General features: G+C 44.2%; 28 protein-coding genes. 9 read left to right on the top strand and 19 right to left on the bottom strand.

Annotation, left to right across the window (positions count from 1 at the left end; all coding sequences use genetic code 11):
• Positions 1 to 85: 85 nt before the first annotated feature.
• The 9 genes from NE665_RS07065 (at position 86) to NE665_RS07025 (ending at position 10404) form a co-directional block, all read left to right on the top strand.
• Positions 86 to 1537 carry an alanine/glycine:cation symporter family protein gene (locus NE665_RS07065; protein WP_256302518.1) on the top strand — a complete coding sequence of 484 codons (1452 nt, stop codon included), beginning with the start codon at positions 86 to 88 and terminating at the stop codon, positions 1535 to 1537.
• Positions 1538 to 1978: 441 nt separating this feature from the next.
• Positions 1979 to 3097 (top strand): CobW family GTP-binding protein, encoded by a 1119-nt coding sequence (locus tag NE665_RS07060; RefSeq protein ID WP_178759744.1) that lies wholly within the window; start codon positions 1979 to 1981, stop codon positions 3095 to 3097.
• Positions 3098 to 3106: 9 nt separating this feature from the next.
• The gene (locus tag NE665_RS07055) at positions 3107 to 4051 is read left to right on the top strand and encodes a GTP-binding protein (protein WP_117443361.1); all 945 of its coding nucleotides are present in this window, start codon (positions 3107 to 3109) and stop codon (positions 4049 to 4051) included.
• 533 nt (positions 4052 to 4584) lie between these two features.
• Positions 4585 to 6162 (top strand): GGDEF domain-containing protein, encoded by a 1578-nt coding sequence (locus NE665_RS07050; protein WP_233104565.1) that lies wholly within the window; start codon positions 4585 to 4587, stop codon positions 6160 to 6162.
• Positions 6163 to 6270: 108 nt separating this feature from the next.
• Complete coding sequence (locus tag NE665_RS07045) at positions 6271 to 7071, top strand: histidinol-phosphatase (protein WP_117443362.1); 801 nt, start codon at positions 6271 to 6273, stop codon at positions 7069 to 7071.
• On the top strand, positions 7068 to 7736 hold the full coding sequence (locus NE665_RS07040; protein ID WP_178759745.1) for a response regulator transcription factor: 669 nt from the start codon (positions 7068 to 7070) through the stop codon (positions 7734 to 7736). Before NE665_RS07045 ends, NE665_RS07040 begins: the two co-directional genes overlap by 4 nt.
• Positions 7737 to 7827: 91 nt before the next feature.
• A complete protein-coding gene (locus tag NE665_RS07035) occupies positions 7828 to 8745 on the top strand; it encodes an ATP-binding cassette domain-containing protein (protein WP_117443364.1) in 918 nt (305 codons plus the stop codon).
• Complete coding sequence (locus tag NE665_RS07030; protein ID WP_117443365.1) at positions 8735 to 9487, top strand: ABC transporter permease; 753 nt, start codon at positions 8735 to 8737, stop codon at positions 9485 to 9487. The genes NE665_RS07035 and NE665_RS07030 overlap by 11 nt, the downstream gene beginning before the upstream one ends.
• Before the next feature lie 17 nt (positions 9488 to 9504).
• The gene (locus tag NE665_RS07025) at positions 9505 to 10404 is read left to right on the top strand and encodes a HAMP domain-containing sensor histidine kinase (protein WP_117443366.1); all 900 of its coding nucleotides are present in this window, start codon (positions 9505 to 9507) and stop codon (positions 10402 to 10404) included.
• 343 nt (positions 10405 to 10747) lie between these two features.
• Here NE665_RS07025 and NE665_RS07020 read toward each other — a convergent pair whose 3' ends face one another.
• From NE665_RS07020 to NE665_RS06930, 19 genes are all read right to left on the bottom strand, one after another.
• Positions 10748 to 11164: a hypothetical protein gene (locus NE665_RS07020; protein ID WP_178759746.1), complete on the bottom strand. Its 417-nt coding sequence runs from the start codon at positions 11162 to 11164 to the stop codon at positions 10748 to 10750.
• Positions 11155 to 11577 carry a DUF2871 domain-containing protein gene (locus NE665_RS07015; protein ID WP_117443368.1) on the bottom strand — a complete coding sequence of 141 codons (423 nt, stop codon included), beginning with the start codon at positions 11575 to 11577 and terminating at the stop codon, positions 11155 to 11157. Before NE665_RS07015 ends, NE665_RS07020 begins: the two co-directional genes overlap by 10 nt.
• Positions 11574 to 12242, bottom strand: coding sequence for a hypothetical protein (locus tag NE665_RS07010; RefSeq protein WP_117443369.1), 669 nt, complete (start codon positions 12240 to 12242; stop codon positions 11574 to 11576). The genes NE665_RS07015 and NE665_RS07010 overlap by 4 nt, the downstream gene beginning before the upstream one ends.
• 54 nt (positions 12243 to 12296) lie before the next feature.
• On the bottom strand, positions 12297 to 12866 hold the full coding sequence (locus NE665_RS07005) for a TetR/AcrR family transcriptional regulator (RefSeq protein WP_117443370.1): 570 nt from the start codon (positions 12864 to 12866) through the stop codon (positions 12297 to 12299).
• Between the two features lie 129 nt (positions 12867 to 12995).
• Positions 12996 to 13733 (bottom strand): CPBP family glutamic-type intramembrane protease, encoded by a 738-nt coding sequence (locus NE665_RS07000; protein WP_117443371.1) that lies wholly within the window; start codon positions 13731 to 13733, stop codon positions 12996 to 12998.
• Entirely contained in the window at positions 13726 to 14295 is a 570-nt protein-coding gene (locus tag NE665_RS06995; RefSeq protein ID WP_178759747.1) for a helix-turn-helix transcriptional regulator, read from the bottom strand. Before NE665_RS06995 ends, NE665_RS07000 begins: the two co-directional genes overlap by 8 nt.
• A 336-nt stretch (positions 14296 to 14631) precedes the next feature.
• Positions 14632 to 15426 (bottom strand): tryptophan synthase subunit alpha, encoded by a 795-nt coding sequence (gene trpA / locus NE665_RS06990; RefSeq protein ID WP_117443373.1) that lies wholly within the window; start codon positions 15424 to 15426, stop codon positions 14632 to 14634.
• Positions 15419 to 16603, bottom strand: coding sequence for a tryptophan synthase subunit beta (gene trpB / locus NE665_RS06985; protein WP_117443374.1), 1185 nt, complete (start codon positions 16601 to 16603; stop codon positions 15419 to 15421). The genes trpA and trpB overlap by 8 nt, the downstream gene beginning before the upstream one ends.
• Positions 16604 to 16661: 58 nt before the next feature.
• A complete protein-coding gene (locus NE665_RS06980; protein ID WP_117443375.1) occupies positions 16662 to 17294 on the bottom strand; it encodes a phosphoribosylanthranilate isomerase in 633 nt (210 codons plus the stop codon).
• Positions 17266 to 18033, bottom strand: coding sequence for an indole-3-glycerol phosphate synthase TrpC (gene trpC, locus NE665_RS06975; RefSeq protein ID WP_117443376.1), 768 nt, complete (start codon positions 18031 to 18033; stop codon positions 17266 to 17268). The genes NE665_RS06980 and trpC overlap by 29 nt, the downstream gene beginning before the upstream one ends.
• Positions 18030 to 19049 (bottom strand): anthranilate phosphoribosyltransferase, encoded by a 1020-nt coding sequence (gene trpD / locus NE665_RS06970; RefSeq protein ID WP_117443377.1) that lies wholly within the window; start codon positions 19047 to 19049, stop codon positions 18030 to 18032. The genes trpC and trpD overlap by 4 nt, the downstream gene beginning before the upstream one ends.
• A complete protein-coding gene (locus NE665_RS06965; RefSeq protein WP_117443378.1) occupies positions 19043 to 19621 on the bottom strand; it encodes an aminodeoxychorismate/anthranilate synthase component II in 579 nt (192 codons plus the stop codon). The genes trpD and NE665_RS06965 overlap by 7 nt, the downstream gene beginning before the upstream one ends.
• The gene (locus NE665_RS06960) at positions 19618 to 21066 is read right to left on the bottom strand and encodes a chorismate-binding protein (protein ID WP_117443385.1); all 1449 of its coding nucleotides are present in this window, start codon (positions 21064 to 21066) and stop codon (positions 19618 to 19620) included. Before NE665_RS06960 ends, NE665_RS06965 begins: the two co-directional genes overlap by 4 nt.
• Before the next feature lie 658 nt (positions 21067 to 21724).
• Positions 21725 to 22714, bottom strand: a complete 990-nt coding sequence (locus NE665_RS06955) for an Rpn family recombination-promoting nuclease/putative transposase (protein ID WP_233104564.1) — start codon at positions 22712 to 22714, stop codon at positions 21725 to 21727.
• A 375-nt stretch (positions 22715 to 23089) separates the two neighbouring features.
• On the bottom strand, positions 23090 to 23734 hold the full coding sequence (locus NE665_RS06950; RefSeq protein ID WP_256302517.1) for an Rpn family recombination-promoting nuclease/putative transposase: 645 nt from the start codon (positions 23732 to 23734) through the stop codon (positions 23090 to 23092).
• Positions 23731 to 23985 carry a hypothetical protein gene (locus tag NE665_RS06945; RefSeq protein ID WP_256302516.1) on the bottom strand — a complete coding sequence of 85 codons (255 nt, stop codon included), beginning with the start codon at positions 23983 to 23985 and terminating at the stop codon, positions 23731 to 23733. The genes NE665_RS06950 and NE665_RS06945 overlap by 4 nt, the downstream gene beginning before the upstream one ends.
• A 254-nt stretch (positions 23986 to 24239) precedes the next feature.
• A complete protein-coding gene (locus tag NE665_RS06940) occupies positions 24240 to 25433 on the bottom strand; it encodes a site-specific integrase (protein WP_025301273.1) in 1194 nt (397 codons plus the stop codon).
• A 78-nt stretch (positions 25434 to 25511) separates the two neighbouring features.
• On the bottom strand, positions 25512 to 25715 hold the full coding sequence (locus NE665_RS06935) for an excisionase (protein ID WP_002610247.1): 204 nt from the start codon (positions 25713 to 25715) through the stop codon (positions 25512 to 25514).
• A partial coding sequence (locus tag NE665_RS06930; protein ID WP_256302515.1) for a replication initiation factor domain-containing protein occupies positions 25715 to 26406 on the bottom strand: 692 nt, incomplete at its 5' end. The genes NE665_RS06935 and NE665_RS06930, both read right to left, overlap by 1 nt.

Below are 26406 nucleotides of genomic sequence, written 5' to 3'. Positions count from 1 at the left end.
TAAGTATGGTATACTGATACGGGTATTTCCATCCTGAACACGCCAATAACGTGTTTTTATTTGGGCAAATTCAGCGAATGAGGCGATGGATGCGGGGTACGATAAGAAGAAAGGAAGTGAATGCGTGAATTTCATTCAGGAGCTATTAGGAAATCTAAACACTTTTTTATACAGTAATATATTGATCATTTTATTGGTCGCAGCTGGTCTGTATTTCAGCATACGGACAGGCTTTGTACAGTTTCGCATGCTGGGGGAGGGGCTGCGTCTGCTTGGGGAAAAGGCACATCACCATGACGGTGTATCCTCTTTTCAGGCATTGATGATCTCAACGGCCTCCCGTGTAGGAACCGGAAACATTGCGGGTGTCGCAACCGCTCTTGCTGCAGGGGGTGCAGGCTCCATCTTCTGGATGTGGGTGATTGCACTGATTGGAGGAGCCAGTGCCTTTGTGGAATCCACGCTGGCTCAAATATATAAGGAACGCGATGGCGATCAGTTTCGCGGAGGTCCTGCTTATTATATAGAAAAAGCCTTGCATAAGAGATGGCTGGGGATTCTGTTTGCCGTATTGCTGATTGCCTGCTTTATTTTCGGCTTCAACGGCTTACAGGCCTATAATGTGAGCAGTGCGCTGGAATATTACGTAACGGATACACAAACAGCCTCCATGCTTGTTGGTCTTGTTCTTGCAGGGGCTACTGCAGCGGTTATCTTCGGAGGGGTTCATCGTATCGGTATCATCAGCTCTACGATTGTTCCCATCATGGCCGTGCTGTATATTCTGCTGGGACTTTACATAACGGTAGCCAATATCAGCGGACTGCCGGCGATATTCGCACAGATTTTTCAGGAAGCCTTTGATTTACAGGCAATCTTCGGAGGCTTTGCAGGCTCCTGTGTTATGTATGGCATCAAGCGGGGACTGTTTTCCAATGAAGCCGGGATGGGCTCTGCACCAAATGCCGGGGCAACCGCGGATGTATCTCATCCGGTTAAGCAGGGACTTGTACAGACGATATCTGTTTTTATTGATACGATTCTCATCTGCTCGACGACAGCCTTCATGCTGCTGAATTTTGGTATCGAGGACGGACTGACAGGAATGCCATATGTTCAGACAGCGGTTTCCTCGGAGGTAGGCGTCTGGGGAATTCATTTCATAACGATTTCCATTATCCTGTTTGCCTTTTCCTCGCTGATTGGAAACTATTGCTATGCGGAAAGCAATTTGAAGTTCATCATTAACGATAAGAAAGCACTTCTTATATTCCGATTGGTTACAGTTGCTGTAATTTTCTTTGGCGCACAGGCGGATTTTTCCACCATATGGGATTTAGCTGATGTTTTGATGGGCTTTATGGCGATTGAAAACATTCTGGTGATTCTCTTTCTGGGCAATATTGCCTTCCTTGCTTTAAAGGATTACACAAAGCAGAAAAAGCAGGGAAAGGATCCGCTGTTTGAACCGGAAAAGCTGGGCATCCGGCATGCGGAATGCTGGGAGAGCATTGATGAGGAATATAAGGAATCCTGAGGTTTTTTATAATTGGAAGCTTCTTTACATAAGAAAATTAAGAAAGCACCCTGTTTTTGCCTTTGCAAATGCAGGGTTTTAGCGTAGAGGAAAGGTCTTGATGCTGATTTTATAAGCTGCTGTTTCTATGAAATGCTGGTCCGCTATAATAGGAAAACAAAAATGGCAGAGCTAGGATTGGATATTTTGACTTGGAATGCGACTAGCTTTTATACTGTGTAAGAATCGGCTGACAATGTGTAGCGTTCTGATCCTCATGAAACAGGGTCTTCCTGATAAGGAAAGAGTCTTTATGATAAGGAAGGGAAAGCTGGAAGGAAGTTAGCATTACCTTTCAGCATTGCGAGGAAGGATGGTTTTGCATTTGAAAGTTTCGCATCCTGGTGTTATACTAACAGACGTTGGGAATACTGCAAAGGAACAGGAAAGAAGGTTATTGGAATGACAAAAATTGATATTATCTCTGGCTTTCTGGGAGCTGGAAAAACAACACTGATCAAGAAGCTGATCAAGGACGTATTACATAAGGAAAAGATCGTTCTGATTGAAAATGAGTTTGGTGAAATCGGAATTGACGGTGGATTTTTAAAGGATGCAGGAATCGAAATCCGGGAAATGAATTCCGGCTGTATCTGTTGTTCTCTGGTTGGAGATTTTTCTGAGGCATTGAAGAAGGTGCTTGCGGAATATCATCCGGAGCGTATCATTATTGAGCCAAGCGGTGTCGGTAAGCTGTCGGATGTAATAAGAGCAGTACAGGGAGTGGCGGAAGAAACCGAAATTTGTATGAATAGCTTTACGACGGTTGCGGATGCACAGAAATGCCGTATGTATATGAAAAACTTTGGTGAGTTCTTTAATAATCAAATCGAATATGCCAATACCATTATTTTGAGCCGTACACAAAATCTGAGTGAGGAAAAGCTGCAAAGTGTAACACGTGATGTAAGAGCACATAATGCACATGCGACATTCATCACCACTCCGTGGGATGAGCTGAGCGGAGAACAGATTCTGGAGGCTATGGAACAGAAGCAGTCACTGGAAAAGGAGCTGCTTGCGGAAGCAGACATCTGTCCGACATGCGGTCACTACCACGAGCATGAAGAGGAGTGTAGTCACGAGCATCATCACCACGAGCATGGGGAGGAATGCAGCCACGAGCATGACCATCACCACGGGCATGAAGAGGAAGGCGGTCACGAGCATGACCATCATCATGAGCATGGGGAAGGCTGCAGCTGTACGCATGATCACCATCATCATCACCATCACCACGCAGATGAGGTATTCACCAGCTGGGGAATGGAAACCGTGCGTACCTATCAGGAAGAGGAGCTTCAGCGCATCCTGAAGAGGCTTTCAACCAGTGAAGAATATGGTATTATCCTGCGTGCAAAGGGGATGCTGAAAACAGAAGGTAAGGAATGGCTGTATTTTGATCTGGTTCCGGAAGAATTTGAAATACGAAAAGGACAGCCTACCTATACCGGAAGATTTTGTGTTATTGGCTCCAAGCTTAAAGAAGATAAGCTGAAAGAGCTGTTTCATGCGGAATAGGAGAAGGTTATGACAGTACCTGTATATCTGTTTACCGGATTTCTGGAAAGCGGTAAAACAACATTGATCAAGGAAACTCTGCTGGATGCGGGATTCAATACCGGAGAACGCACACTGCTGCTCGCCTGTGAAGAAGGTATGGAAGAATACGATGATGATTTTCTGACAAAAACAAATACCGCTCTGGTCACAGTGGATAATGAAGCGGCGATGAGCTATGAATTTTTAAAGAAATGTGACAGCTTGATTGAACCTGACCGTGTCATGATTGAATTTAACGGAACCTGGAATTTGAATGGTTTTATGGATGTGGAATATCCCTTCGACTGGCTTCTGGTTCAGATTTTATCCACAGTGGATGCTTCCACATTTGAAGTTTATCTAAACAATATGCGCTCCATGATATATGACCAGCTGCTGCACTCGGAGACGATTATTTTTAATCGCTGTGATGAAGCAACCAAAAAGCTGTACCTGAGAAATAATATCAAGGCAATCAATAAGGGCGCACAGCTGATTTATGAAACAAAAGACGGTCAGATTGTGGGGCTTGGTGATGATGAGATGCCTTTTGATCTGCAAGCGGATATCATAACCATTCAGGATGGCGATTATGGTCTGTGGTATATGGATGCTCTGGAGCATCCCCGTAAATATGACGGAAAAAGCGTAGAGCTGAAAGGAAAGGTCATTGCAACGCATGTGGACGGAATACCGAATGCGTTTGTTTTTGGGCGGTATGCCATGGTCTGTTGTGCAGATGATACTTCACTGATTGGACTGCTGTGTCATTATGAGCATGCCAGTAATCTGATCCCAAAGGACTGGGTGAGCATCACGGCACAGATCGCAGTCGAATTTGATGAGGAATATCAGGGGGATGTTCCGGTGCTGTGTGTGAAGCAGCTGACGGAAGCACAGCCGCTGGAGGATGAATTCGTATATTTTAATTAAGATGAGCTGAATATGAAAAAGATATTCAGCTTTTTTCTACAATAACAAAATCAAGAAAGCATGGATGTCATGGCGCTTATGGCTGTTTGCCTCCGCTATGCGTGTAGAAAATAGCCTTCCCATTGCTGCTATACGTAAGGGAAGAATAGCGGAAAAGCCTTCCTGCTATCGGCATTATTCCAATATCTGCTGCATACGTGAACTACCGCCAGCTATAGAGCAAGCGGCTTCTAATGAAAGCATGCGCATTCATCCCCCACCTGTTCATCGACCACTGAGGTGGGGGTATTCTGCCTGCTTTTTAGATAAAAACGGCCCCTAGCCAGAAGCATGTGGAAAGGCTCCTGGATTTTTTATCGGTTCATGCTTTTCTATGCTTTTAACCGTTGCAATCATGCAATATTCATGTACAAATACATACGGATGTATGGGTCGGCAGGAATAATCTGTGTGAATTCTATTTATATATAACGGTTTCTCTTGTTCCATGGGAAAAGTGTGTTACAATAATCACAAAGGTGGAGATAAATATAATGGATAAGCAGATGTTCATCCTCGATGAAGAAATTAAAAGAAAACGCGCCTGCAGGGATGTGGATGGAATGCAGGAGGACAGCAGGGAGCTTTTAAGGCTTGCGCATGCGCAGCAATGCCCTGCATATGAGGCACTTGCTTATTATTACAGCACTCTCTGCCACTATCTGAAAAAAGAAAATGCACTGGCGATTCGTGACTGTCTGGCAGGAATTACAGTGTGTGATAACAATGAGGCCTGTGCGAAGGCATACATTCTGCTATCTAATTTTTCCGGTGTTCTATACAGTGATCAGGACAATCTTCTTTCCGGTCTGCAACAGTTTTTGAATGCGTATTATAAAGCACTGGAGCATCCCGAGCTGCATCTTCGCCATCTGATTTTGAATAACCTCGGAACGATGTTTATCAAGGTGGAGGATTTTGACAATGCTTTGAAATATCTGAAGGAAGGCTTCAAAGAGCGTAGAGAAAACAGAATTCCTATGGATCGCTCGGATGCGGTTTTGATTACAAATATAATTATCGCATATGCACAGCTTGGTCAATACGAAAGTATCCCGGCATGGCAAAGGCTATTCGTAGAGCATCAACAGGAAATGGGCATCCCCTCTTTATTTCTAAACTATGTGCTCACCCTTGCCTTTATGGCGGATTATAATAAGGATGACAGTGCATTCTGCATGCATGTAGATGATATACTGAGACTATCCGGACAGGAACAGGATGTGAACAATACCTTTCAGCTTCTTTCCTTTCTTTTTGACATCTGTCTGCGTAAAAAGGATCGCTGTTTGTGCGACAAGGTGTATCAGAAAATGGAGACGCTGGTTCATCTAGCCGATAATCCACTGATGCTCGCCCGCCTGTCCAACCTGTACATTCGTCTGCTGCGTGAATTTGAGGATAAGCGGCTGAAGGATGCACTTGTGGAAAACTACCAGCTTAATCTACTGGCTAAAAAAGAGGAACAAAAGCGCGGACGGCAAAGTCTGGCATTGAAGATGGAGCTTGAGGAAAGCCAGTACCAGCAGAAGAAGATCATGGCACAGAACGAAAAGCTGCGTTACACAAGTGAGCTGGATGGATTTACGGGAATTTATCACAAGAAGGCTTTTGAAAAGCACGTCAAGGAACAGATGAAGCAAGCGGATGCCGCTTCCTGGGGCGCTTTGCTTATTCTGGATGTAGACCAGTTCAAGGAGGTCAATGATACCTATGGTCATCTTGTGGGAGACGAAGCAATTTTACGCATTGTTGATATCATGAAGCATGTGCTGCGTCCCAATGATGTTGCCGGACGAATCGGCGGGGATGAGTTCAGTATCTATCTGAACGGCATACAGGAGGAAGCACAGCTGCAGCAGTTGCTGGATACGATACTGGAGCGTATCCGTGCAATCCGCCTTTTGGAAATGCACAGAGTGTTGACTATGAGCATTGGCTGCTGCCTCATCAAGCACGCAAACGCCTGCTTTCACGATGTCTATGAACGAAGTGATCAGGCTCTTTACAAGGCAAAGGAAAAAGGAAGAAATCAGGCTGTTGTGTATGTGGAAAACGAATACAGCGCATAGAAGCTGACTGTATGTAATGCATTCAAAAGCATAAAATACAGTCAGTTTTTTGTTATTCCCTCTTAACTTGTGGTATAGTATACCTGTTGATAAAAGAAGGGAGCAGCTATGCGTAAAACAAATTATCACATGCATACCCGGCGCTGTATGCATGCCTCAGGCAGGGATGAGGAATATGTACAAAGTGCTATTAAAAACGGTTATGAGGAAATCGGATTTTCTGATCATTCCCCATGGAAATATGACAGCGATTTTGTGGCGAACATGCGAATGCCGTTGTCAAAATTTGATGACTACTATGCCTCCATTTCATCCTTGAAGGAAAAATATAAGGATCAGATATCCATCAAAATCGGATTGGAATGTGAATATTTCCCAAAATATATCGATTGGCTGAAGCAATTTCTGATTGACAGGAAGCTGGATTATATCATCTTTGGTAATCATTATTATAAGACGGATGAGGAGCGCGTGTATTTTGGGACTGCATGCGAAGAGGAGGCATGGCTGATTGCCTATGTGGATGAAGCCATCGCCGGAATGAAAACCGGTCTGTATTCCTATTTGTGTCATCCGGATTTGTTCATGCGCGGCCGTCGTGTTTTTGATGAAGTCGCAAAACGGGAATCCATACGCTTGTGTCAGGCCGCAAAGGAATTAAACATACCGCTGGAATACAATCTGGCAGGGGCTGCTTATAATGACATCATGCATACCATGCAGTATCCGCATACAGATTTCTGGAAAACTGCGGCAGAGGTTGGCAATACCGCAATCATCGGTGTCGATGCCCATGAGCCGGCTGCACTGGAAACCGATACATATCGTGAGGAAGGCATTGCACTGCTGACGGGCTTTGGCATGAATATTACTGATACGCTACCCTTGAAGGATTTTACAAAGCTGTGAGTGAAGAACGCATATTGATCGTTGAGGACGATGAAACAATCAACAGCATGATTCGTGAATTTCTGCAGAAGGACTACACCTGTCTGGACGCGTATTCCGGAACAGAAGCGCGTCTGGTTTTACAGCAAACCAATGTATCGCTTGTACTGCTTGATTTGATGCTGCCGGGTATCAGTGGTGAAGCGCTTCTCAAGGAGCTGAAGCTAAAGCAGCTTCCGGTTATCGTATTATCCGCAAAGGATGCCATCGATGATCGTGTGGCTCTGCTGAATGAGGGGGCTGATGATTATTTATGCAAGCCGTTTGATTTAAAGGAGCTGAAGGCCAGAATTCAGGTACAGCTGCGCAAGCGAATGCCGCAGCAGGAGCATGAAATCGCTGTTGACGGTGTTGTTCTTCTTCCGGATTTCTGCCATTTGGAAATTCAGGGAAAGAAAATCCGTTTGACAAGACATGAATACAGAATTCTGGAGCTGCTGATGCGGGATGTCAAACGGGCACGTACGAAAAAGGAAATTTATGAGTATGCATGGGAAGATGATTATCTGGGAGATGACAAGACCATCAATGTGCATATCAGCAATATCCGAAGCAAGCTGAATGCAGTATCGAAACGGGAATATATTGAAACGATATGGGGCATTGGATTCAAATGGAAGGACTAAGGTCCTTTTCTTTATTCTTTCTTAACCTTTTCCAGACTGTTTCTGAAACTTCGTTTGTTATAATCTTCATGTACAAGGAAGGACTGATAGTATGAAGGAATGGATTGTAGAAACAAATGCACTGACGAAGAAATTTCATAATTTCACAGCAGTTGATCAGGTTTCATTTCATATGAAGAAGGGATCAATCACTGGTCTGATTGGACCAAACGGGGCAGGAAAGTCCACGCTTATGAAGCTGATGAGCGGTCTTCTGCATGAAACACAAGGGGAGCTGAAGCTGTTTGGAAAGCATCCGGCGGATGATCCGTTTGTATTTCGGCGTGTCGGTACGCTGATAGAAAATGCGGGGCTGTATCCGGCATTAAATGCATATGACAATCTTAAAATGAAGGCACTCATGCTGGGCTGCTGCAGCCATGAGCTGATAATGGAGCTGTTAAAGCTTTGCTCACTCTCCACAACAGGAAAGAAAAAGGCTGGTAATTTCTCAATGGGAATGAAGCAGCGTCTGGGAATTGCGATGGCATTGCTGGGAGACCCCGAGCTGCTGATTCTGGATGAGCCGACAAACGGTCTCGATCCGCAGGGAATCTGTGATATGCGGGATCTGCTGAAGCGTCTGCAGGAGGAGCGCGGTATGAGTATCCTGATCAGCTCCCATATGCTGGCGGAGCTGGATAAGGTTGCTACGGATTTTGTTGTGATTCGGTCCGGAAAAATCATTGAGCAGTTCACAAAGGATGAATTGCTGGAGCGCTGTCGGGACTGCTTTCAGCTGCGTGTGGATGATGTGAAACGGGCAAGCGTTATCCTCGAGGAAAAATGCTTTGTACAGACGTATGAGGTGCTGCCAAAGGGAATTCTGCGCCTGTATGATCATTATGAGGACCCGTCCCATATTGCCCGACAGCTGGTGATGAATGATGTGGCACTTTATGGTATGGAGGATCATCATCAGGATTTGGAAGCCTATTTCCTGAAGGAGGGAGAAGAGCATGTGGAATAATTTGAAAATGGATTTGTACCGTATGGTACGGCAGAAGTCCTTTTATATTGCCATGGTCATCATGCTGCTGTTGTATTTCTGGATGACGAATGCTGCCGGTTTGCAAAACAATACGCCGTTTGCGAGCTTTTATGCCGATAAGAATACACTTGTGGATTTCCTCTACTATTTTCCAAAAAGCGCATTTTACGCGGTTGCTGTCTTAGTCTTTTTATCTCTGTTCTTCTGTGAAGAATATGCCAGCGGCTTTGTGAAGAATATTTATCCGTCCATTCATCGCAAGGAGCTGCTGTTGCTGGAACGCTTTGTCTTCTCGTTTATCACTGCTTTTATTTATTGGATAGCCATCATTGTTATGGTTGCTGTGGAAAACCTGTGGCAGCAGGATTCCTTTGCCACCTTCAACATCTTGCAGTTTATTGGCTACTCATTGATGCAGATGCTGATTTTGACGGTGATTGCATCCTTTCTGAATCTGCTCATCCATGCGACGGGAAGCAAGGTGCTTGCCATTCTGGTATCCGTCGGTTATGGCAGTATGACGATTTTCATGCTGCATGCCGGTATCATGTCGTTACTGAACGTGGATTACACGGATTATATTCTGTATGCGATATCCGGTCAGCTGCCTGTAGAATGGGATGCTTTATTCTATAGCCGCGCTGCTATGGTGGCAATTACCAGTGCAATCCTGTATAATGTAGGCAGCTATATACTGCTGCGGAAAAAGGATCTAAAATAAGGAAGGGAGGGAACAGTATGCTGGAAATTATCGTGCTTGTATTGGGCATCCTGTGTCTGTTCCTTTTGCTGCTTCTCTTGCTTCAGCACAATAATCTACGCTGTATCAAAGAGCAGCTGATCTATACCAACCGGGAGCATAGCACCTTCCGGTTTTATTCAGCATCCATGGACCCGCAGATGAAGGCGCTTTGTGAGGAGATGCAGAAGCTGCGGGAATATTATATGCAGGAAAGTGTGCGGGCCATGCGGATGGATCATAATTTTAAGCATCTGATTACCAACATATCGCATGATATCCGCACGCCGTTGACAAGTATCAGCGGTTATCTGCAAATGCTGGAAACAGCAGAGAATGAAGCGGAACGACAGCATTGCTTTCAGGTGATCCGGGCACGTATGACATATTTACAGGACTTACTGGAGGAGCTGTTTTTGTATACGCGCCTGAGCAGTGCCAGCATTGAGTTTCATCCGGAGCCGATTCGCATTCATGATATGCTGAGTGAAGTGCTCCTGCATTACTACGAGGATTTCAAACAGCAAGAGCTGGAGGTTCAGCTGGAGGTCGATCCTATGACGATCCTGACAGGGGATTCGGTATATCTAAAGCGAATGCTGCATAATCTGTGTGTAAATGTACTGCGTCACGGCTTTGGAGCCTTTGTGATTTCGGCAAAGGAAACAAACAGCACATGCGAGCTTGTTTTTGAGAATGACCTTGTGGATGATGTGGATGCAAAGGCGATATTTGATCGTTTTTATACAAAGGATAATAGTGGAAGCGGCAGAGATACTGGTCTAGGATTGGCTATTGTTAAGGAGCTGTGTGAAGGAATGCAGGGAACGGTGTTTGCACAAAAGGAAAAGCATCGACTGTCTATTCATACCATCTTTCCGGGAGGCAGGACATTTTAAATCAAGCAGGAAAGGTGGAAAAACTGGATGAGGATGTGGAAGAGCATGCAGGGATGGCAGTCTGCAAATAAAAGATGAGCAGTATATCGAAGGAGCATAGAAAGGTTGATCCTGATATTCCCGGATAAGGTATCGCCTTCAATAAGGAATGCGGTATAGCATAAACGATGGCAGAAACAGCTGGCATAAAATGACAAACGGTTGTCCACCGGAACCAATTACAAATGAAAAAGAGAATTCAAAGATACCTCGCGTAAAGTTTGAATTCTCTTATTTTTATATCGTGCTGTACAGCAGCCTGTTTGTTTTCTTGATTGTAGGGTGCAACAGCCTATTTATTTGTCTAATTCGCATGCAAACTGGTTTTACCATACTGTCGTAGGAAGCCGATGCCGGCCGCAAGCAGCGCACAGCCAAGTCCGGTATAGAAGGACTTGATACATACATCCGGCCAAAGGTGGGACGCACGCAGAGCGATACCAAAGCTCATCAGACAAATCATAATCACATAAGATTTTGCATCGAAGAAACGCAGGATATGCATACGATCTTCTTTATTGGCAAGAATGCGCTCAGTATGCTTATGAATCAGCTTTTTGAAAATCATATGATAGAAAATCAGGAAGGTGACAACTGCGGCAGCAGCAGTTGCTATGCTCATATAGCTGGTACTCAGCCATCCAATCCGAACAATATTGAAGCCTGCGGCAGCCCATACAATACCTGCGATCAGAAGCAGATATTTCTTTGCTACATGCATGATTCCTTCACCTTCTCTTTCAGCATCAGGAAGAAGAGAATCATACCGATACCAACCAGAATGTGCCCAATACCTGCAAAGCCGGAAATCATACCGTTTGCCGCAGAGCTCAGTGTGCTGCCGTTTACCTGAAGAACACCACGAACTGCCAGCATCAGAGAAGTCAGAAGAACACCAATATTATATACGATGATAAATGCCCTGTACTTTTTTGATTCCTGAATAGCAAACAGTCGGATACAGAAGGTGACAATCAGAAACATGACCATCCCCAGCAGAAACAAATGGGTATGCACAAAGGATAATGCTGTGCGCCCGTCAAAGCCGCTAAGCTTTGTGAATTCCCGGTAAAAGACTCCGCCAATCATAGCGAGAATCGCATATAGAAATGCAAGATTTATTGTTTTTTTCATAAATAATTCAGCTCCTTTTTCATCATTTGATATCCCATCCATACAACCCATACATAAGCGAGTGTCTTGGGAATCATCAGCATTCCAATCATTGGCATGGTATCTGCCCATAAGACAACCGGAATGTAAAACAGAAAACTCAGTGTTATGGCAAGCCACATATAGCGGAAGATGAAATCCTCTTTTTGTCTGGCCTGCTGATAAAACAACACGATGATCCAAAGCCCCATCATGGCAAACGGAACATTTCGCAGGATACCCCAGAAAAGCGGTGCATCCGGACTTGTCCATGCATTCTGCGGAAAGAAGCAGAGTGCAATTCGGAAAAAAGCAAGCAGATACATACCTGTGCGAAGCAGGGGACTGTGTCTGTTATAACGCAGCTCCCATATGTGAAACAGCAGCAGGTAGAAAATGGTCATGGTAATGGATGTTATGAATTTCCCGATTCCCAATGCTGTCGTGTGTGCCGCAAGTCCATCTGTACATAAAGCATAGGCTCTTGGGACCAGATGGAAGGCGTCTCCCAGCCCAAGGGTTACCGCCATGATTCCAAACAGCAGAAGCATACGGCTTCCTTTTGCCTTTCGTATCATGGTGAACCCGAGAATACAAACGGTACATAAATATAAAATATCAAAAGCAGTTTCCATAACAGCCTGCATGTGTCTTCCTCCTTATTATATGAACATCGTTCATTTTGGACCGTGAGAAGCTGTTCAATGGTTTGCCTGAAGCAGTCGGCAGATAAGCTCCTTAGTGAAGGTACAGCTCCTTCTTTGGTGTGATAAATCATTCATCATATGCTCCATCAGAAAATCGATGAAGGCTTCCTTCGTAAATGTATCATCCCAAATATGCTCCGGGATATTACAGTCCTGCTGTAAGGCATAAAGGAATCCCTTGCGGATATGCAGCTGATAGCGTTCCTCCATCTGCTTTCCACGCTCTTTTTCTGTATTGCGCAATATATCCAGTTGGCCCAGCAAAACGGAAAAGAAATCCTCCATATGCTCAGCAAGTCGAAGATATACAACCTCATAGAAATCTGCAAAGGGCAGTGTTTCACTGAGCGTACAGATGTCCTTATGGAATATGCCTTTCCAGAAGCTTTCCACAATGGCAAGCAGCAGGTCAGCCTTTGACGGGAAGTAGTTGTATACAGCTCCTACCGAAATATTCTGTTTTTTCGCCAGTGTCCGGATACTGAGCTGATCAATGCCTTCCTGAAAAACAATCTGTCTGGCTGTATCCAGAAGCTCCTCTCTTGAGGTTACTACCTTATTCATAAACCACCTCCAACTTGAACACTGTTCATTATAGGAGATGGTTCACTATATGTCAAGGAACCTGCTTCTGCATCTATTCTGCTCATAATATAGGAAAAGCAGCCGCATAAATTATATTCGTGCAACTGCTCACATACCAAGCATTATAAAACGAAGTAAATCCACAAGGGTGTGTGCCCCGATTGCTGAGAACAGATTGATCTTTTGCATCATTATGGAAAACGGAAGAGCGAACAGCAGGGAAAGCATGAGAATGCTTATGATATCCAGAGTCTGCGGAAAATGCAGAAATACGTGAGGGAAAATAAGAATGATGAAAATGAGGACGCGTGCGAAAGAAGTTAAAGAAGCTTTTCCATAAAGACGTATTGCCCATGCAAATAGAAATAAACGAAAGTAAACCTCTTCAAAAATTCCAGCCTGCAGGGCAGCAAACAGATAAGACAGCTTCCAATGAGGATGCAGATAGCTGTTGGATAACAGTAAGTTTAAGACAGCTAAAAGGATGCCTGCCATGAGGCAAAGAAGCGTTTTCCGCAGTTGTGCTTTTGCGATAGTTTTATCGGTAAACAAGAATGGAATATCGTAAGAGCTGTGCAGCATTGTCGTGGCAGAGAGGTAAGCTGGGAATACTGCGATGGATAATATGGTGTTGTTAGCCAGTACGATGAGGCTGAGAAAACAGGCTGTCAGCAGATCCTTCCTCTGTATATCATGATAATCTTTTATGAGCTGGATGATGGAAATGACGGAGATCGGAACCAGCCAGGCGAGCATACCGATGGTCTGTGCGCTGATTATGGAGTAGCTGCATAAAAAGAATGCAAACATGCTTAGATGCAGTGTATGTTTTTTTCTGTTAAACATCGGCTTTGCGGCCTTTTCTTTTTTGTGACATCTCATCACGACAAAGTAGATAAAATATAAATCCCGGCAGTGTAATGGAAATCAAAACATACCATAGAGGACGAATATCACGTATTTTGCAATCAAGGTAGACAAAGCGTAGTATTACAGATATAAACATTATGGCAGCACAGAAGCAGGCTGTCGCAGAAATTGTCATAATGTTAAAAATCCAGAATTCTGGCCTTTCCTGATAGCGTAAAAGTAGACCAATAAGAAGCATTGTAGCGAAAACGATAAGAAATGTACAGAAGGGTAATAAAAAAATCTTTTTTTTCAGCATGTCTGTGAAATAATGCGTGGTCTGATAACCACGCTTTAAGGTGATACTGTCATTCATAAGATCCTGTATTGTTACCGAGAAAATTTCAGCAAGTCTTGCCAGATTATCTGAGCTGGGCTTTGATAATCCCTTCTCCCACTTACTAATGGATTGCCGGCTGACATCCAGAAGTGCTGCAAGGCTCTCCTGCGATAACTGGTGCGTTGTGCGAAGCAATTTAATTTTGTCATTTACGTTCATTGTATCAGCTCCTGAATTTAGGATACCAGAATGCGAGTGCTTTCGTCTAGCAACTATTCCGCAACTTTGCCTGATTTCATACATAGTTTCCTGATACATAAGGAAAAGCAGGGATGGTATCCTTTTATGAGCGTACTTGGCACGCTAGTTTCATTCTTAAAAAAATTTTTGATCGGATTTTCTGGTTTCATAGCATAGGGTTTAAAATCGCAGCAGCTTCTAAAAACATACTGGAAGCTGCTGCGCAGAATAATAAAAATAGATAGTTTCAAAGCCTGATAAGCAAATGTACACTTTTTAAGTGTCGATTTGGCAGTTGATGGATGATTTAAAGTGTTAGCTATGTGCCGCATCCGCAAGTGTCTTCACAAAGCTGCCCACCTCCTCCAATGTGATTTCCTGCTTTGCAAGTTGACCGATTTTCTCTACAATGGCACTTCCGACGATAACGCCATCCGCATAGGTCTTCATCTCATTGATCTGCTGTGGGGTGGAAATACCGAAGCCAAGAGCCTTCGGCGTATCACTGTAGGCAGAAAGCTCCTTTAAAAATGCCTGTAAATCTGTTTGGAATTCCTTTCGCGCACCGGTTACACCAAGGGAGGTTACGCAATACAGAAAGCCTTCGCTTTGTTCTGCTATACTTTTTTTACGAGTATTGGATACAGGCGTTACCAAAGAAATCAGCTGTATATGATATGCATCCGCCAGTGGCTTTAATTCCTTGCGATGCTCCATAGGAAGATCAGGAATGATCAATGCATCGATACCGGCAGCTTCACTTTCCCTGAGAAAATTTTCTGCCCCGTATTTAAAGATTTGGTTGTAATACAGGAGGAAAACAAGCGGAATCTGGGAGAACTCGCGAATGTTCGACATCATGTTCAGAACAGTCCCGGTTGTAATGTCATGCTGTAAAGCACGAAGACTTGCCTCCTGAATAACGGGTCCCTCCGCAATGGGATCAGAAAAGGGGATTCCGATTTCAATGATATCGCAGCCATTGCTTTCCAGCTGCTTCACACAGTCAATGCATGTGGCGATGTCCGGATCACCTGCCGTCAGAAAGCCGATGAAGGCCGTTTTTTGTTCCTGCTTCAATTTCTTAAATACTGCATCGATTCTATTCATGAACGTCCACCTCCAGATATTCCGCAATACTTTTTACATCCTTGTCACCGCGTCCGGACAGCGTAACGGCGAGTATGCTGTCCTTCGGCATGGTTGGGGCAAGCTTCATGGCATAGGCAAGCGCATGACTGCTTTCAATTGCCGGTATGATACCTTCTGTTTTTGTCAGATACAGAAAAGCCGCAACCGCTTCATCATCCGTGACAGGCACATACTTCACGCGTCCGCTTTTGGCAAGACTGGCATGCTCCGGTCCGATTCCCGGGTAATCCAGTCCTGCGGATATGGAATACACCGGCATAATCTGTCCGTCATCATCCTGTAGAAACAGCGATTTCATCCCATGCAGAACACCGACACTGCCGCGTGCTATGGTTGCGGCATGCTGAAAGGTATCAATCCCTTTACCTGCTGCCTCACATCCGATCAATGCAACCTCCTCATCCTCCAGAAAATCATAAAAGGTGCCAATGGCATTGCTGCCGCCACCTACACAGGCAATGACCGCATCCGGCAGACGGCCTTCCTTTTCCAGACACTGCGCCTTCATTTCCTCGGAGATGATTTTCTGAAAATCACGGACAATCATCGGATACGGATGCGGTCCGACAGCAGAGCCAAGTACATAAAAGGTATCATTGCAGCGGGAAGCCCACGCCCGCATAGCGTCGTTACATGCATCCTTCAAGGTTCCCGTACCACTGGAAACTCCGGTTACCGTTGCCCCAAGCAGTTCCATTTTGAAGACGTTCAGCGATTGTCTGCGCATATCCTCAACGCCCATGAATACCTCACACTCCATACCGAAAAGAGCCGCCGCTGTCGCAGATGCAACCCCGTGCTGTCCTGCACCTGTCTCTGCTATGATTTTCGTTTTACCCATCCGTTTTGCCAGCAGCACCTGTCCCAGTACATTGTTGATCTTGTGTGCACCGGTATGATTCAGATCCTCCCGTTTCAAATATATCTTCGCACCGCCCAGCTCCTCACTCATCTTCCTTGCATAATACAGCAGAGAAGGACGGTTCGCATATTCTCTTAAATAAAACTGCAGCTCCTGCTGAAAATCCGGATCATCCTTTACCTGCTCATAGGCCTGCTCCAGCTCCTCCAGAGCAATCATAAGTGTTTCCGGCGCATACTGTCCGCCAAACGCTCCATACATTCCTTTTGTCATACTGCCTCCCATCTCCCGCTTTTTGCGGATAATCAAATGTGAACAATCGCATATATCCTTACAAGGCGCATTCCTGTGCCTTCCTTATTTCTTTTATCTGCTTCATAAACGAGCGTACTTTTTCTTTATCCTTCCTGCCATCGGTTTCCAATGCAGTGGATACATCGATGCCATATGGCTGTAGCGCCAGAATTTCCTCTACAGTATCCATGCCGATGCCACCGGCAATGATGAGTCTGGATACGTCCAGCTTTTGCAGTACATCCATGGCGATACGCTTTCCACTTCCTCCGCGCAGGCCCTGCACATAGCTGTCCACAAGCAGACGGTCCGCATGTGGAAACCAAGCAGCATCCATATCCTCAAGCTGATGAATGCGTACTGCCTTCCAGATTTCACACCTGCAGCTTTTTTTCAGCTGTTCGATATCCTTATCACTTTCATCCCCGTGCAGCTGAATCACATCCAGACCTGTCTGTTTCGCGATTTGTGCTATAACATCAGGCTGTTCATTCACAAAAACGCCGACAAGTCTGCTGTATTTCAAGATACTTGAAAGCCTTATGGCGGTCGCTGCGGATATCTGATGTTTTCCAGGGGCAAATACAAAGCCGACATAGTCCGGCTGTACCTCATTCATCAGCACCGCATCCTCTTCGCTTCTAAGACCGCACAGCTTTACAACTGCCATACTTCAGCTCCTGCAGGTGGGTGCGGATATCCGCACAGCGCATGAAGCTCTCTCCGATCAGGACAGCATCTGCGCCTGCTTCTCTTACATATTCCATATCCTCATGGGTGAAAATTCCGCTTTCCGAAACGATACTGATATCCGCAGGAATGCGGCCAGCCAAACGCTTTGTGGTTTCCAGTGATACCGCGAAGGTATGCAGATCGCGGTTATTGATACCGATGATTTCCGGATGCAGTAATAATGCACGCTCCAGCTCCTCTTCATTGTGAACCTCCACGATACACTCCAGCTCGAGAAAGCGCGCCATATGATAGAACTCCCGCAGTGCCGCATCATCCAGCATAGCCACAATCAGCAGCATCATGTTTGCGCCAATGCGCTTTGTCTGTACAACCTCGCGGGCATCCAGTATGAAATCCTTGCGCAGAATGGGGAGATCGCTCACCGAACGGGCAATCGCTATATTTTCCAAACCGCCCTGAAAGTAATTGCGTTCCGTCAGAATGGAGATGGCATTGATTCCTGCTTCATCATACGCATTCGCAAAGCGTGCAGCACTGAAATTCTCTACGATGACACCCTTGCTGGGACTTGCTTTCTTAATTTCCCCGATAACAAAAAGGGAATCATACAGCTTCATCTGCTTGGCAATCTTGCCCGGCTCCTTGGGGAGCATCTGCATCAGCTCCTCCTCCAGCGTCCTTTTTTTCTTTTCTATGATTGCATCCAGTATCATGCACATACCTCCTGTGACAACTGCTGAAACATCTGGAATTTCGCCAGAGCCTGTCCGCTGTCGATACTCTGCTCTGCCAGTCTGATTCCTGTTTCAATGGTATCCGTACGCCCGCTGATATACAGGGCAAGACCGCTGTTCAGTAAAACGGCATCCCGTTTGGCGCTGTGCTCTCCCTGTAAAATATCCATGAAAATTCTTGCGTTCTCTACACTGTCTCCACCGACTAGCTCCTGCAGCTGACAGCGCTTTATACCGAATTGCTCCGGAGAGATGGTATAGGTATGAATCTGATTGTTTTTCAATTCATGTACAAGGGTATCTCCCGTCATGGAAACCTCATCCATCCCACAGTCACCATGAACAACAACTGCCTGCTTGACGCCCATTTCCTTGTAGACATGAATCATGACGTCTGCCATTTCCGCATTGTAGGCACCGATGACATAGGTATCGGGATGTGCCGGATTTGTCAAGGGTCCAAGAATGTTGAACATCGTCTTCAATCCAAGCTGTTGGCGAATCGGACCAACATGCCGCATACTCTCATGATAGGTCTGCGCAAACAGAAAGGTGATGCCTACTTTCTCCAGCAGATAGGCTGCTTCTTTGGGTGGCAATGCGATATTGACGTGCAATGCCTCCAGTGTATCAGCACTGCCGCTTTTGCTGGAAACTCCGCGGTTTCCATGCTTGGCAACTGCCAGACCTGCCCCGCATAGGACAAAGGAGGAGGTAGTGGAGATATTGAAGGTATTCAGACAGTCACCACCGGTGCCGACGATATCCACAATGCCCTTGACACTGGTTGGAAGCGGTGTGGCCTTGCTTACCATAACACTGGAGGCCGCAGCAATTTCCGCAGGACTCTCCTTTTTCATTTTCATTGCGATAAGAAACGCACTGACCTGCTCACTGTCTGCTCTGCCATCCATGATGATATCCATGGCATTTTTCATTTCCTCTGTGGTCAAATCGTGATACTCGCTGATTTTTTTGATATATTCCTTTAACATATAGAGCTCCTCGCTTTCGTTATAAAATTCTTAATGATACGCATACCATCCGGTGTCAGAATGGATTCCGGATGAAACTGAATACCGTATACAGGATAGCGGCGATGCTGAATCGCCATGATTTCCTTTGAACTGCTCAGCGCAGTTACGATCAGCTCCCTCCCCGGCTGTTCTACAACTAGAGAATGATAGCGGGCTGCCGGAAATGTGACAGGAAGACCATCAAATAACGCACAGGCTGCTGTTTGGGTGATTGCATCACACTTTCCATGCAGAATTTCTTTCGCATAGGCGATTCTTGAAGCGAACACCTCCGCAATGGCCTGATGTCCAAGATAGATTCCCAGCATGGGGATTTCCTTGTAGCACTGCTGTATAATGGACTCCATAGCTCCCGCCGCATGGGGATGACCGGCTCCCGGTGAAAATATGATGGCAGTCGGCTTCAGCGCCTGCAGCATAGCCACATCTACTGCATCATTTCGCAAAACGATGACATCCTGCTCATATGCGGCAACTGCCTGATAGAGATTATAGGTGAAGGAATCATAGTTATCGATGATCACAATCATATAGCCACCTCGGCGTGTATTGCACGAAGCAGCGCTTTTGCTTTCTGCATGGTTTCTTCATATTCCTTTTCCGCTATGGAGTCCTTTACGATTCCGGCTCCTGCCTGTAAATAGACCTTATGTTTATGAAAGACAAAGGTACGAATCGTGATACAGGCATCAAATTGTTTATTGTAGCCAAGGAAGCCGATCGCCCCGCCATATATTTCCCGTTTTACCGGCTCCAGCTTTTCAATGATGTTCATCGCACTGATTTTCGGTGCACCGGACAAGGTGCCGGCTGGAAGTACGGAGGCGAGTGCGTCAAAGATATCGCAGCCCTCTTTCAGCTGCCCGTGTATTTCACTCGTCATATGCATAACATGGGAATAATGCTGTACCTGCTTCATATGCTGTACGCGTACACTGCCGGTTTCTGAAACCTTACCGATGTCGTTGCGTCCTAAATCCACCAGCATGTTATGCTCTGCATTCTCCTTGGGGTCCTCGAGCAGGGATTGTGCTGCCTTGTGATCCTCCTGCTCGTTGGCTCCCCGCGGACGGGTACCGGCAATCGGCATCGTCATAATGGAGCGTCCGCGCCCCTTCAGCAGCAGCTCGGGAGAAGCCCCGGCAATGACATATTCATCAAAATCCAGGTAATACATATAAGGACTTTTTCCAAGCTTACGCAGCTGCATATAGGCATCCAGCGGATCCTCTGTATATGCTGCCTCCATACGCTGGCTTAGCACAACCTGAAAGATATCTCCTTCATGAATGTGCTCCTGTGCCCTGCCTACCTTATCCATAAACTGTTTTTTATCCATGGAGCTTGTGACGCTGCGTTTAGCTACAGGATTTCCATAATAGGGCTTTCGACAGGATATCCTGTCCTTCAGCTCAAGAATGCGTTTTACCGCTTTTTGATAGGCTGTCTTTAACTCCTCGTTTTGTGTCTGCATATTCACGATGATATACAAACGGTGCTGTTCATGATCGAGTACCAGCAGCTCCTGCACAAATGCAAACTGCATCAGGGGAAGCTCTAATGAGGGAAGCTGATGATCCTGAATGGGTTCAAATAATCGAATCATATCGTAATTGAAGTGACCGATAGCTCCACCGCTAAACACAGGCAGCTCCGGATAGATGGGAGCACTTTCCTGCATTTCCTTCTTCAGGATATCCAGTGGATTTCCATCCAGCTGTATAGCTTCTCCATGTTGAATGAGACGTGTCGTACCATCGTTGCTGATCAAACGTTTATTACAGGGTAAAGCGATGATGGAATAGCGGCCATACGAATTCAGAACACCGCTTTCCAGAAAAAATGAATAGGGCCCCCGCAGCATTGCATACAAATCAAGAATATCATCCTGTTCATAATCCAATACAGTGTAAACGGGAATCCGTGTATATGTTTCTGCGTAGATACGCACTGCTTGTAAATCGGGATACATCATATTGTTCCTCCTGTCATCTGCATAGGCGGCTGTTAAGAGCTGCGCCATCGTTTGCTGAGACAGCAGAGAATTTCTGCGTTTTTCATTTTCTTTTTCCTTTCCTGCTTCTGTATAAGAGTGAGAATAAAAATAAAAACCTCCGCCCTGTATCATAGGACGAAGGATCTTCGTTTAGCCACCTATACGTTTTGCGAAAAGACAAATGCAAAACACTCTTATACAAACACCAACATGTCTGCTTCCTCAGATAACGCGGGAATTGCGTCATCAGCTACTCATCACTTTTCGCCGATGCTTCTCTTCAGGGCCATTCACTAGATCTTCTCACGCTGAATTTCCACCATCATCAGCTCTCTATGGATCAAAGGCTTCTGTTACTCTTCCTGAATCAATCGAATTTATTGGTTTGATTATAAAACCGATTGCTGTCATTGTCAATAGACTTTCGAGAATATTTTCATTTTCTTTCAGAATGAATGTAACAATTTACCGATATAGGGCATTTAACAAATGCATGCAAAGTGCTGCAATCTCCTATTATATTATGCTGTCTTTATACTTGGATAAAAGCATCAGGTATCGATTTTATTTTATATGCAACTGCCAAAAAAACTGTTTCACAGTTCATAAAACAGTTTTTTGCGTAGCTTCGTATGTATTATTTGTGAATCGTAAGCTGATTTTTCAATTCCTGCAAGGTATCACAGGTAAATAAAAGATTGGATACAAGATCGAGCTGTTCCATTGTCAAAGAGCATAGCCATGCTGAGCAGTCTTCATGATATTTACTTTCCATTTGTCGCCTCAACAGCATTCTTACTCCTTCTTCTTGTCCTTGTTCAACACCTTGTTTTATGCCTTGTTTAATTCCCTGTTCAACACCATCTTCATAACTGTCCAAAATAGCATTTTTTTCGCGCTGTTCCTGTATCTGCGTTGCCATCGCTATTGACCAGAGGTCTTCCGCATCATGAAATTTTCTGTACTTTTCCATTACCTTCTTCACCAGCCTTTCCTCTGTTTTTAGTATACCATCTTCATCATTATTTTTAAACAGATAGCATAATTGTTCAAAGTCATTCAGCTTTTCAAATCCCTTGCGCTTAACGATTGCATTTATCTCTGGCAGATAGATGTAAATTCTCCTCATCAAGCTTCGCTTACTTTCCACTTCACCTTCCTCATTTCTCATCTGATAGGCATCAATCAATTTTCTGGTATGTTCGGCGTAGGAATCGAGAAAGATGATTTGATAAACAGGAAGAAGCTCGTAATACTTTTCTCCGTTATCGAGCTGATTCGATAGCATTCTGGCACCATACAGTTCAAAGCGCTTCAACTCTGATTTCTTTGAATAGGTGGTCTGCATTTCAATTCCATATTCTCTTCCTTCACTGTCCTTCACACGGATGTCCAACACCATTTTTTTCTTTTTGAGAATAACAGGATCCAGATTGGGGTTTAATACGGTGCTTTCCTTAGGATGAATCCCTGTCACTCGTTCGATAATGGTGTTACGGATAAAAGCCGCATCTTCATCTTCTGTTCCAAGAGCGAATTTGAAAAAAATATCGTTGTCATAGTTAAGTCGCTCTTCCACCTCCTCTTTTTTCATATCTTTGTTTCCTAATACATCTTTTGTAAGCATAGTATTCACTTCCTTTCGTATGCAGTCTTATGCTTTACACTACTACATACGTAGCGAAAGGGCTAAACTCCTAAAAAATTAGATAAATTTCTACATATCTTATCAATTTATGTATTTATAGTCAATTTCATCGTCTATGACCATCTGCTTGCTTCATATACTAGGCAAGCATCTTACCTATGAACTATAATTCAAAAGTATTTCTTATGTATCAATATAAGGCATTCAATTTAAAATACTACAATCCTCTGTTTTTATTTATGCTAGCTTTATACTTGGATAAAAGCATCAGGTATCGATTTTATTTTATATACAACTGCCAAAAAAAACTGTTTCACAGTTCATAAAACAGTTTTTTGCGTAGCTTCGTATGTATTATTTGTGAATCGTAAGCTGATTTTTCAATTCCTGCAAGGTATCACAGGTAAATAATAGATTGGATACAAGATCGAGCTGTTCCATTGTCAAAGAGCATAGCCATGCTGAGCAGTCTTCATGATATTTACTTTCCATTTGTCGCCTCAACAGCATTCTTACTCCTTCTTCTTGTCCTTGTTCAACACCATCTTCAAAGCTATCCAAAATAGCATTTTTTTCGCGCTGTTCCTGTATTTGCGTTGCCATCGCTATTGACCAGAGGTCTTCCGCATCATGAAATTTTTTGTACTTTTCCATTACCTTCTTCACCAGCCTTTCCTCTGTTTTTAGTATATCATCTTCATCATTATTTTTAAACAGGTAGCATAATTGTTCAAAGTCATTCAGCTTTTCAAATCCCTTACGCTTAACGATTGCATTTATCTCCGGCAGATAGATGTAAATTCTCCTCATCAAGCTTCGCTTACTTTCCACTTCACCTTCCTCATTTCTCATCTGATAGGCATCAATCAATTTTCTGGTATGTTCGGCGTAGGAATCAAGAAAGATGATTTGATAAACAGGAAGAAGCTCGTAATACTTTTCTCCGTTATCAAGCTGATTCGATAGCATTCTGGCACCATACAGTTCAAAGCGCTTCAACTCTGTACACGGATGTCCAACACCATATTCTTCTTTTTGAGAATAACAGGATCCAGATTGGGATTTAATACGGTGCTTTCCTTAGGCTGAATTCCTGTCACTCGTTCGATAATGGTGTTACGGATAAAAGCCGCATCTTCATCTTCTGTCCCAAGAGCGAATTTGAAAAAAATATCGTTGTCATAGTTAAGTCGTTCTTCCACCTCCTCTTTTTTCATATCTTTGTTTCCTAATACATCGTTTGTAAGCATAGTATTCACTTCCTTTCGTATGCAGTCTTATGCTTTACACTACTACATACGTAACGAAAAGGTAAAACTCCTAAAAAATTGGATATAAATTATATATGTCTTTTTGACTATCTTTTTATATCTTCTTAAATGTCCGCAAAGCCTTATTTTATCGGCTCTACGGGCATTTTTGCTTTTGTGGTAAACCTCACATATCTAGGTCTATCTTCTTATATTTTCGCTATCAAACGTGGTTAAAATCGTGGTAAATACTTCTATGCAATTAGACGCTGAACCTCTGATTTTGCGGTATCTATGGACGCATGAGCGTACCAGTTCATTGTGATACTGATATTTGAATGCCCCATGATATACTGTAAATCTTTCGGGTTCATGTTCTTGCTTGCCAGTCTTGTACAGAACGTATGGCGTAGCGTGTGCGGTGTGATATGTGGCAAGGGGTTATCCTTATGGTGCTTGTTGTATTTCTTTACCATACGGACAAATAAGGCGTTGTAATCAATGGCAACTTTGGGCTTGCCTTTCTGATTGACAAATAGGAAGTTGCCCCGTCCGTCTATCACAAATGGTTCTGCCTTTGGGCGTTTCTTCATCAATCGTTGAAATGCTTTGATTGTTTCCTCACTCAACGGTACTTGCCTTGTTCCGCTCTTTGTTTTAGGCGTTTCAATATAATAGCCTTGTTCCTTGCTCTTTAATAACTGGTGGTCGATAATCACAACCTCATGGTTAAAATCAACGTCCATGATTGTCAATCCGCACAGTTCCGAGATACGAAGTCCAGTCTTTAACAGTATCAGCACATCATCAAAATACTTATGATACACATTGTCCGTCTTGATGAATGACAGTAGGGATTGTTCTTGTTCCTCTGTCAATGCGACTTTCTCTTTTGTATCATTTTCTAAGACTTCACTTAACTTGAAATCAAAAGGATTTTTCCTTACATAATCGTCTTGTATGGCGATATAGAATGACGCTTTTAACGAGCGTTTATGGTTGTTAATGGTGTTATAGGAAAAGCCTTTGTCTTTCATGCGTAACGCCCATTCTTTAGCGTCAGAGGGTTTTATCGTATCAATACTCCTAGCACCTAACTTGTCCTCTTTCAATAACCGCATGAGCTGTTCCCGTTGTTTCTGTGTGCTTTTCTTCACGTTTGCCCTCTGTGCGTTCTGTTTGGCGTAGAGTTGGCAAAGCGTCATTTTCTTGCCTGTGCTGTCGATACCGTCCTCAATATCCCGTCTTATCTGCTGTTCCAGTTCACGAAGTGAGGGTTTTTCCCGTTTTCCCTTTGGTGTCGGGTCTGTGGGTGTCAATCTCCAAGCATACACATATTTTGTGTTTCCAAATGCGTCCACATATTTATATAAGTATTTTCCGTCTGTTCGTTGGCTCTCTCCAGTATGCAGGATACGTCCTTTGCTATCCCGTCTTTTTTCTTTCATGGTATCTGCTCCTTTCCTTGTTGGAAAGAGCCTTGATATGACTTATGTTCATCATAACACATACAAGGCTCATTTGCATTAGATTGCGTCCAATTTATCAATGACCTTTTCAAACTGTCGGCGTTTAATCTGTATGCGGTTGCCATTCATAATGAGCCAGCCAGCGTCCTTGTTTTCCTCTGCCAAGCGTCTTAACTTGTTTTCTCCGATACGGAAATACTTTGACGCTTCTTCAATGGTAAGGGTGTATTTTTCCCATACAGGAATATCGTTGTTATTCATCAGATACCCCCTTTCCCATGTTTCGTGTCATACTGGATATAGGGGATAAGGTCGGTGCGGTCTATCCTCTGTAAGTGGGCGGTTAGTTTACTGGAAAGGGAATTGCTGTATCTTGCCTTATCAAGCATAGTTCCCACTTTTTCCAGTCCACCTAATGCGTCATGTTCTTCCAAGAAGTAAAAACTTTTGACAGCGGAAATCACGCCACCCTCTGTGAGCCATTGCTGTGTTTCTTCAAGGGAATTTTGCTGTTTTGGTACTTGCAGTTTTAAGACTTCCACAGCCCCTAAAAAGCGTTCCCAAAACCGACACGTTTTCCATCTGCTTTTATTACTTTCGTTTCTGTTTGGTACGACAAAGCGTAGGTTGTTTGCCAATAGCCCGAAAGCCAGTTCTCCCAGTTCCAGCGGTCTGTCCTTGAATGTCATGGCAAAAGCATGAGCCTTATCATCACGCAGTTGCATTTCTGTCCGTTTCCAACTGCCGACTTCATCAAGTGTCTTATTATGTTTTGAACAGACTTCCTTATCCTTGTCATAAAAGCGGTAGGACAATCCCGATTTCCCAGCACCGATATAAACGGTCTTTGCGGTGTCGAAATCATCAAACTTGCTTTCGTCAAAGTGGTAGCCCTCACTATTCGAGATAAATTCCTCTTTTTCGCATTTCTTCTTTATCTGCTCTATGGTAA

The sequence above is a fragment of the Clostridium sp. DFI.1.208 genome, from assembly GCF_024463855.1.
GTDB lineage: Bacteria > Bacillota_I > Bacilli_A > Erysipelotrichales > Erysipelotrichaceae > Clostridium_AQ.
This window is presented reverse-complemented; position numbering and strand designations above follow the sequence as displayed.

Coding starts and splice junctions, on each gene's coding strand:
- NE665_RS06945 (WP_256302516.1), bottom strand. CDS start 23,985: ATGCTTACAAACGATGTATTAGGAAACAAAGATATGAAAAAAGAGGAG.
- NE665_RS06940 (WP_025301273.1), bottom strand. CDS start 25,433: ATGAAAGAAAAAAGACGGGATAGCAAAGGACGTATCCTGCATACTGGA.
- NE665_RS06960 (WP_117443385.1), bottom strand. CDS start 21,066: ATGATGTATCCCGATTTACAAGCAGTGCGTATCTACGCAGAAACATAT.
- NE665_RS07025 (WP_117443366.1), top strand. CDS start 9,505: ATGCTGGAAATTATCGTGCTTGTATTGGGCATCCTGTGTCTGTTCCTT.
- NE665_RS06935 (WP_002610247.1), bottom strand. CDS start 25,715: ATGAATAACAACGATATTCCTGTATGGGAAAAATACACCCTTACCATT.
- NE665_RS06995 (WP_178759747.1), bottom strand. CDS start 14,295: ATGAACGTAAATGACAAAATTAAATTGCTTCGCACAACGCACCAGTTA.
- NE665_RS06980 (WP_117443375.1), bottom strand. CDS start 17,294: ATGGCAGTTGTAAAGCTGTGCGGTCTTAGAAGCGAAGAGGATGCGGTG.
- trpB (WP_117443374.1), bottom strand. CDS start 16,603: ATGACAAAAGGAATGTATGGAGCGTTTGGCGGACAGTATGCGCCGGAA.
- NE665_RS07015 (WP_117443368.1), bottom strand. CDS start 11,577: ATGAAAAAAACAATAAATCTTGCATTTCTATATGCGATTCTCGCTATG.
- NE665_RS07030 (WP_117443365.1), top strand. CDS start 8,735: ATGTGGAATAATTTGAAAATGGATTTGTACCGTATGGTACGGCAGAAG.
- trpA (WP_117443373.1), bottom strand. CDS start 15,426: ATGAATAGAATCGATGCAGTATTTAAGAAATTGAAGCAGGAACAAAAA.
- NE665_RS07005 (WP_117443370.1), bottom strand. CDS start 12,866: ATGAATAAGGTAGTAACCTCAAGAGAGGAGCTTCTGGATACAGCCAGA.
- NE665_RS07045 (WP_117443362.1), top strand. CDS start 6,271: ATGCGTAAAACAAATTATCACATGCATACCCGGCGCTGTATGCATGCC.
- NE665_RS07060 (WP_178759744.1), top strand. CDS start 1,979: ATGACAAAAATTGATATTATCTCTGGCTTTCTGGGAGCTGGAAAAACA.
- NE665_RS07010 (WP_117443369.1), bottom strand. CDS start 12,242: ATGCAGGCTGTTATGGAAACTGCTTTTGATATTTTATATTTATGTACC.
- NE665_RS07050 (WP_233104565.1), top strand. CDS start 4,585: ATGGATAAGCAGATGTTCATCCTCGATGAAGAAATTAAAAGAAAACGC.
- NE665_RS06965 (WP_117443378.1), bottom strand. CDS start 19,621: ATGATTGTGATCATCGATAACTATGATTCCTTCACCTATAATCTCTAT.
- NE665_RS07000 (WP_117443371.1), bottom strand. CDS start 13,733: ATGTTTAACAGAAAAAAACATACACTGCATCTAAGCATGTTTGCATTC.
- NE665_RS07065 (WP_256302518.1), top strand. CDS start 86: ATGGATGCGGGGTACGATAAGAAGAAAGGAAGTGAATGCGTGAATTTC.
- trpC (WP_117443376.1), bottom strand. CDS start 18,033: ATGATACTGGATGCAATCATAGAAAAGAAAAAAAGGACGCTGGAGGAG.
- NE665_RS07055 (WP_117443361.1), top strand. CDS start 3,107: ATGACAGTACCTGTATATCTGTTTACCGGATTTCTGGAAAGCGGTAAA.
- NE665_RS07035 (WP_117443364.1), top strand. CDS start 7,828: ATGAAGGAATGGATTGTAGAAACAAATGCACTGACGAAGAAATTTCAT.
- trpD (WP_117443377.1), bottom strand. CDS start 19,049: ATGTTAAAGGAATATATCAAAAAAATCAGCGAGTATCACGATTTGACC.
- NE665_RS06955 (WP_233104564.1), bottom strand. CDS start 22,714: ATGCTTACAAAAGATGTATTAGGAAACAAAGATATGAAAAAAGAGGAG.
- NE665_RS07020 (WP_178759746.1), bottom strand. CDS start 11,164: ATGCATGTAGCAAAGAAATATCTGCTTCTGATCGCAGGTATTGTATGG.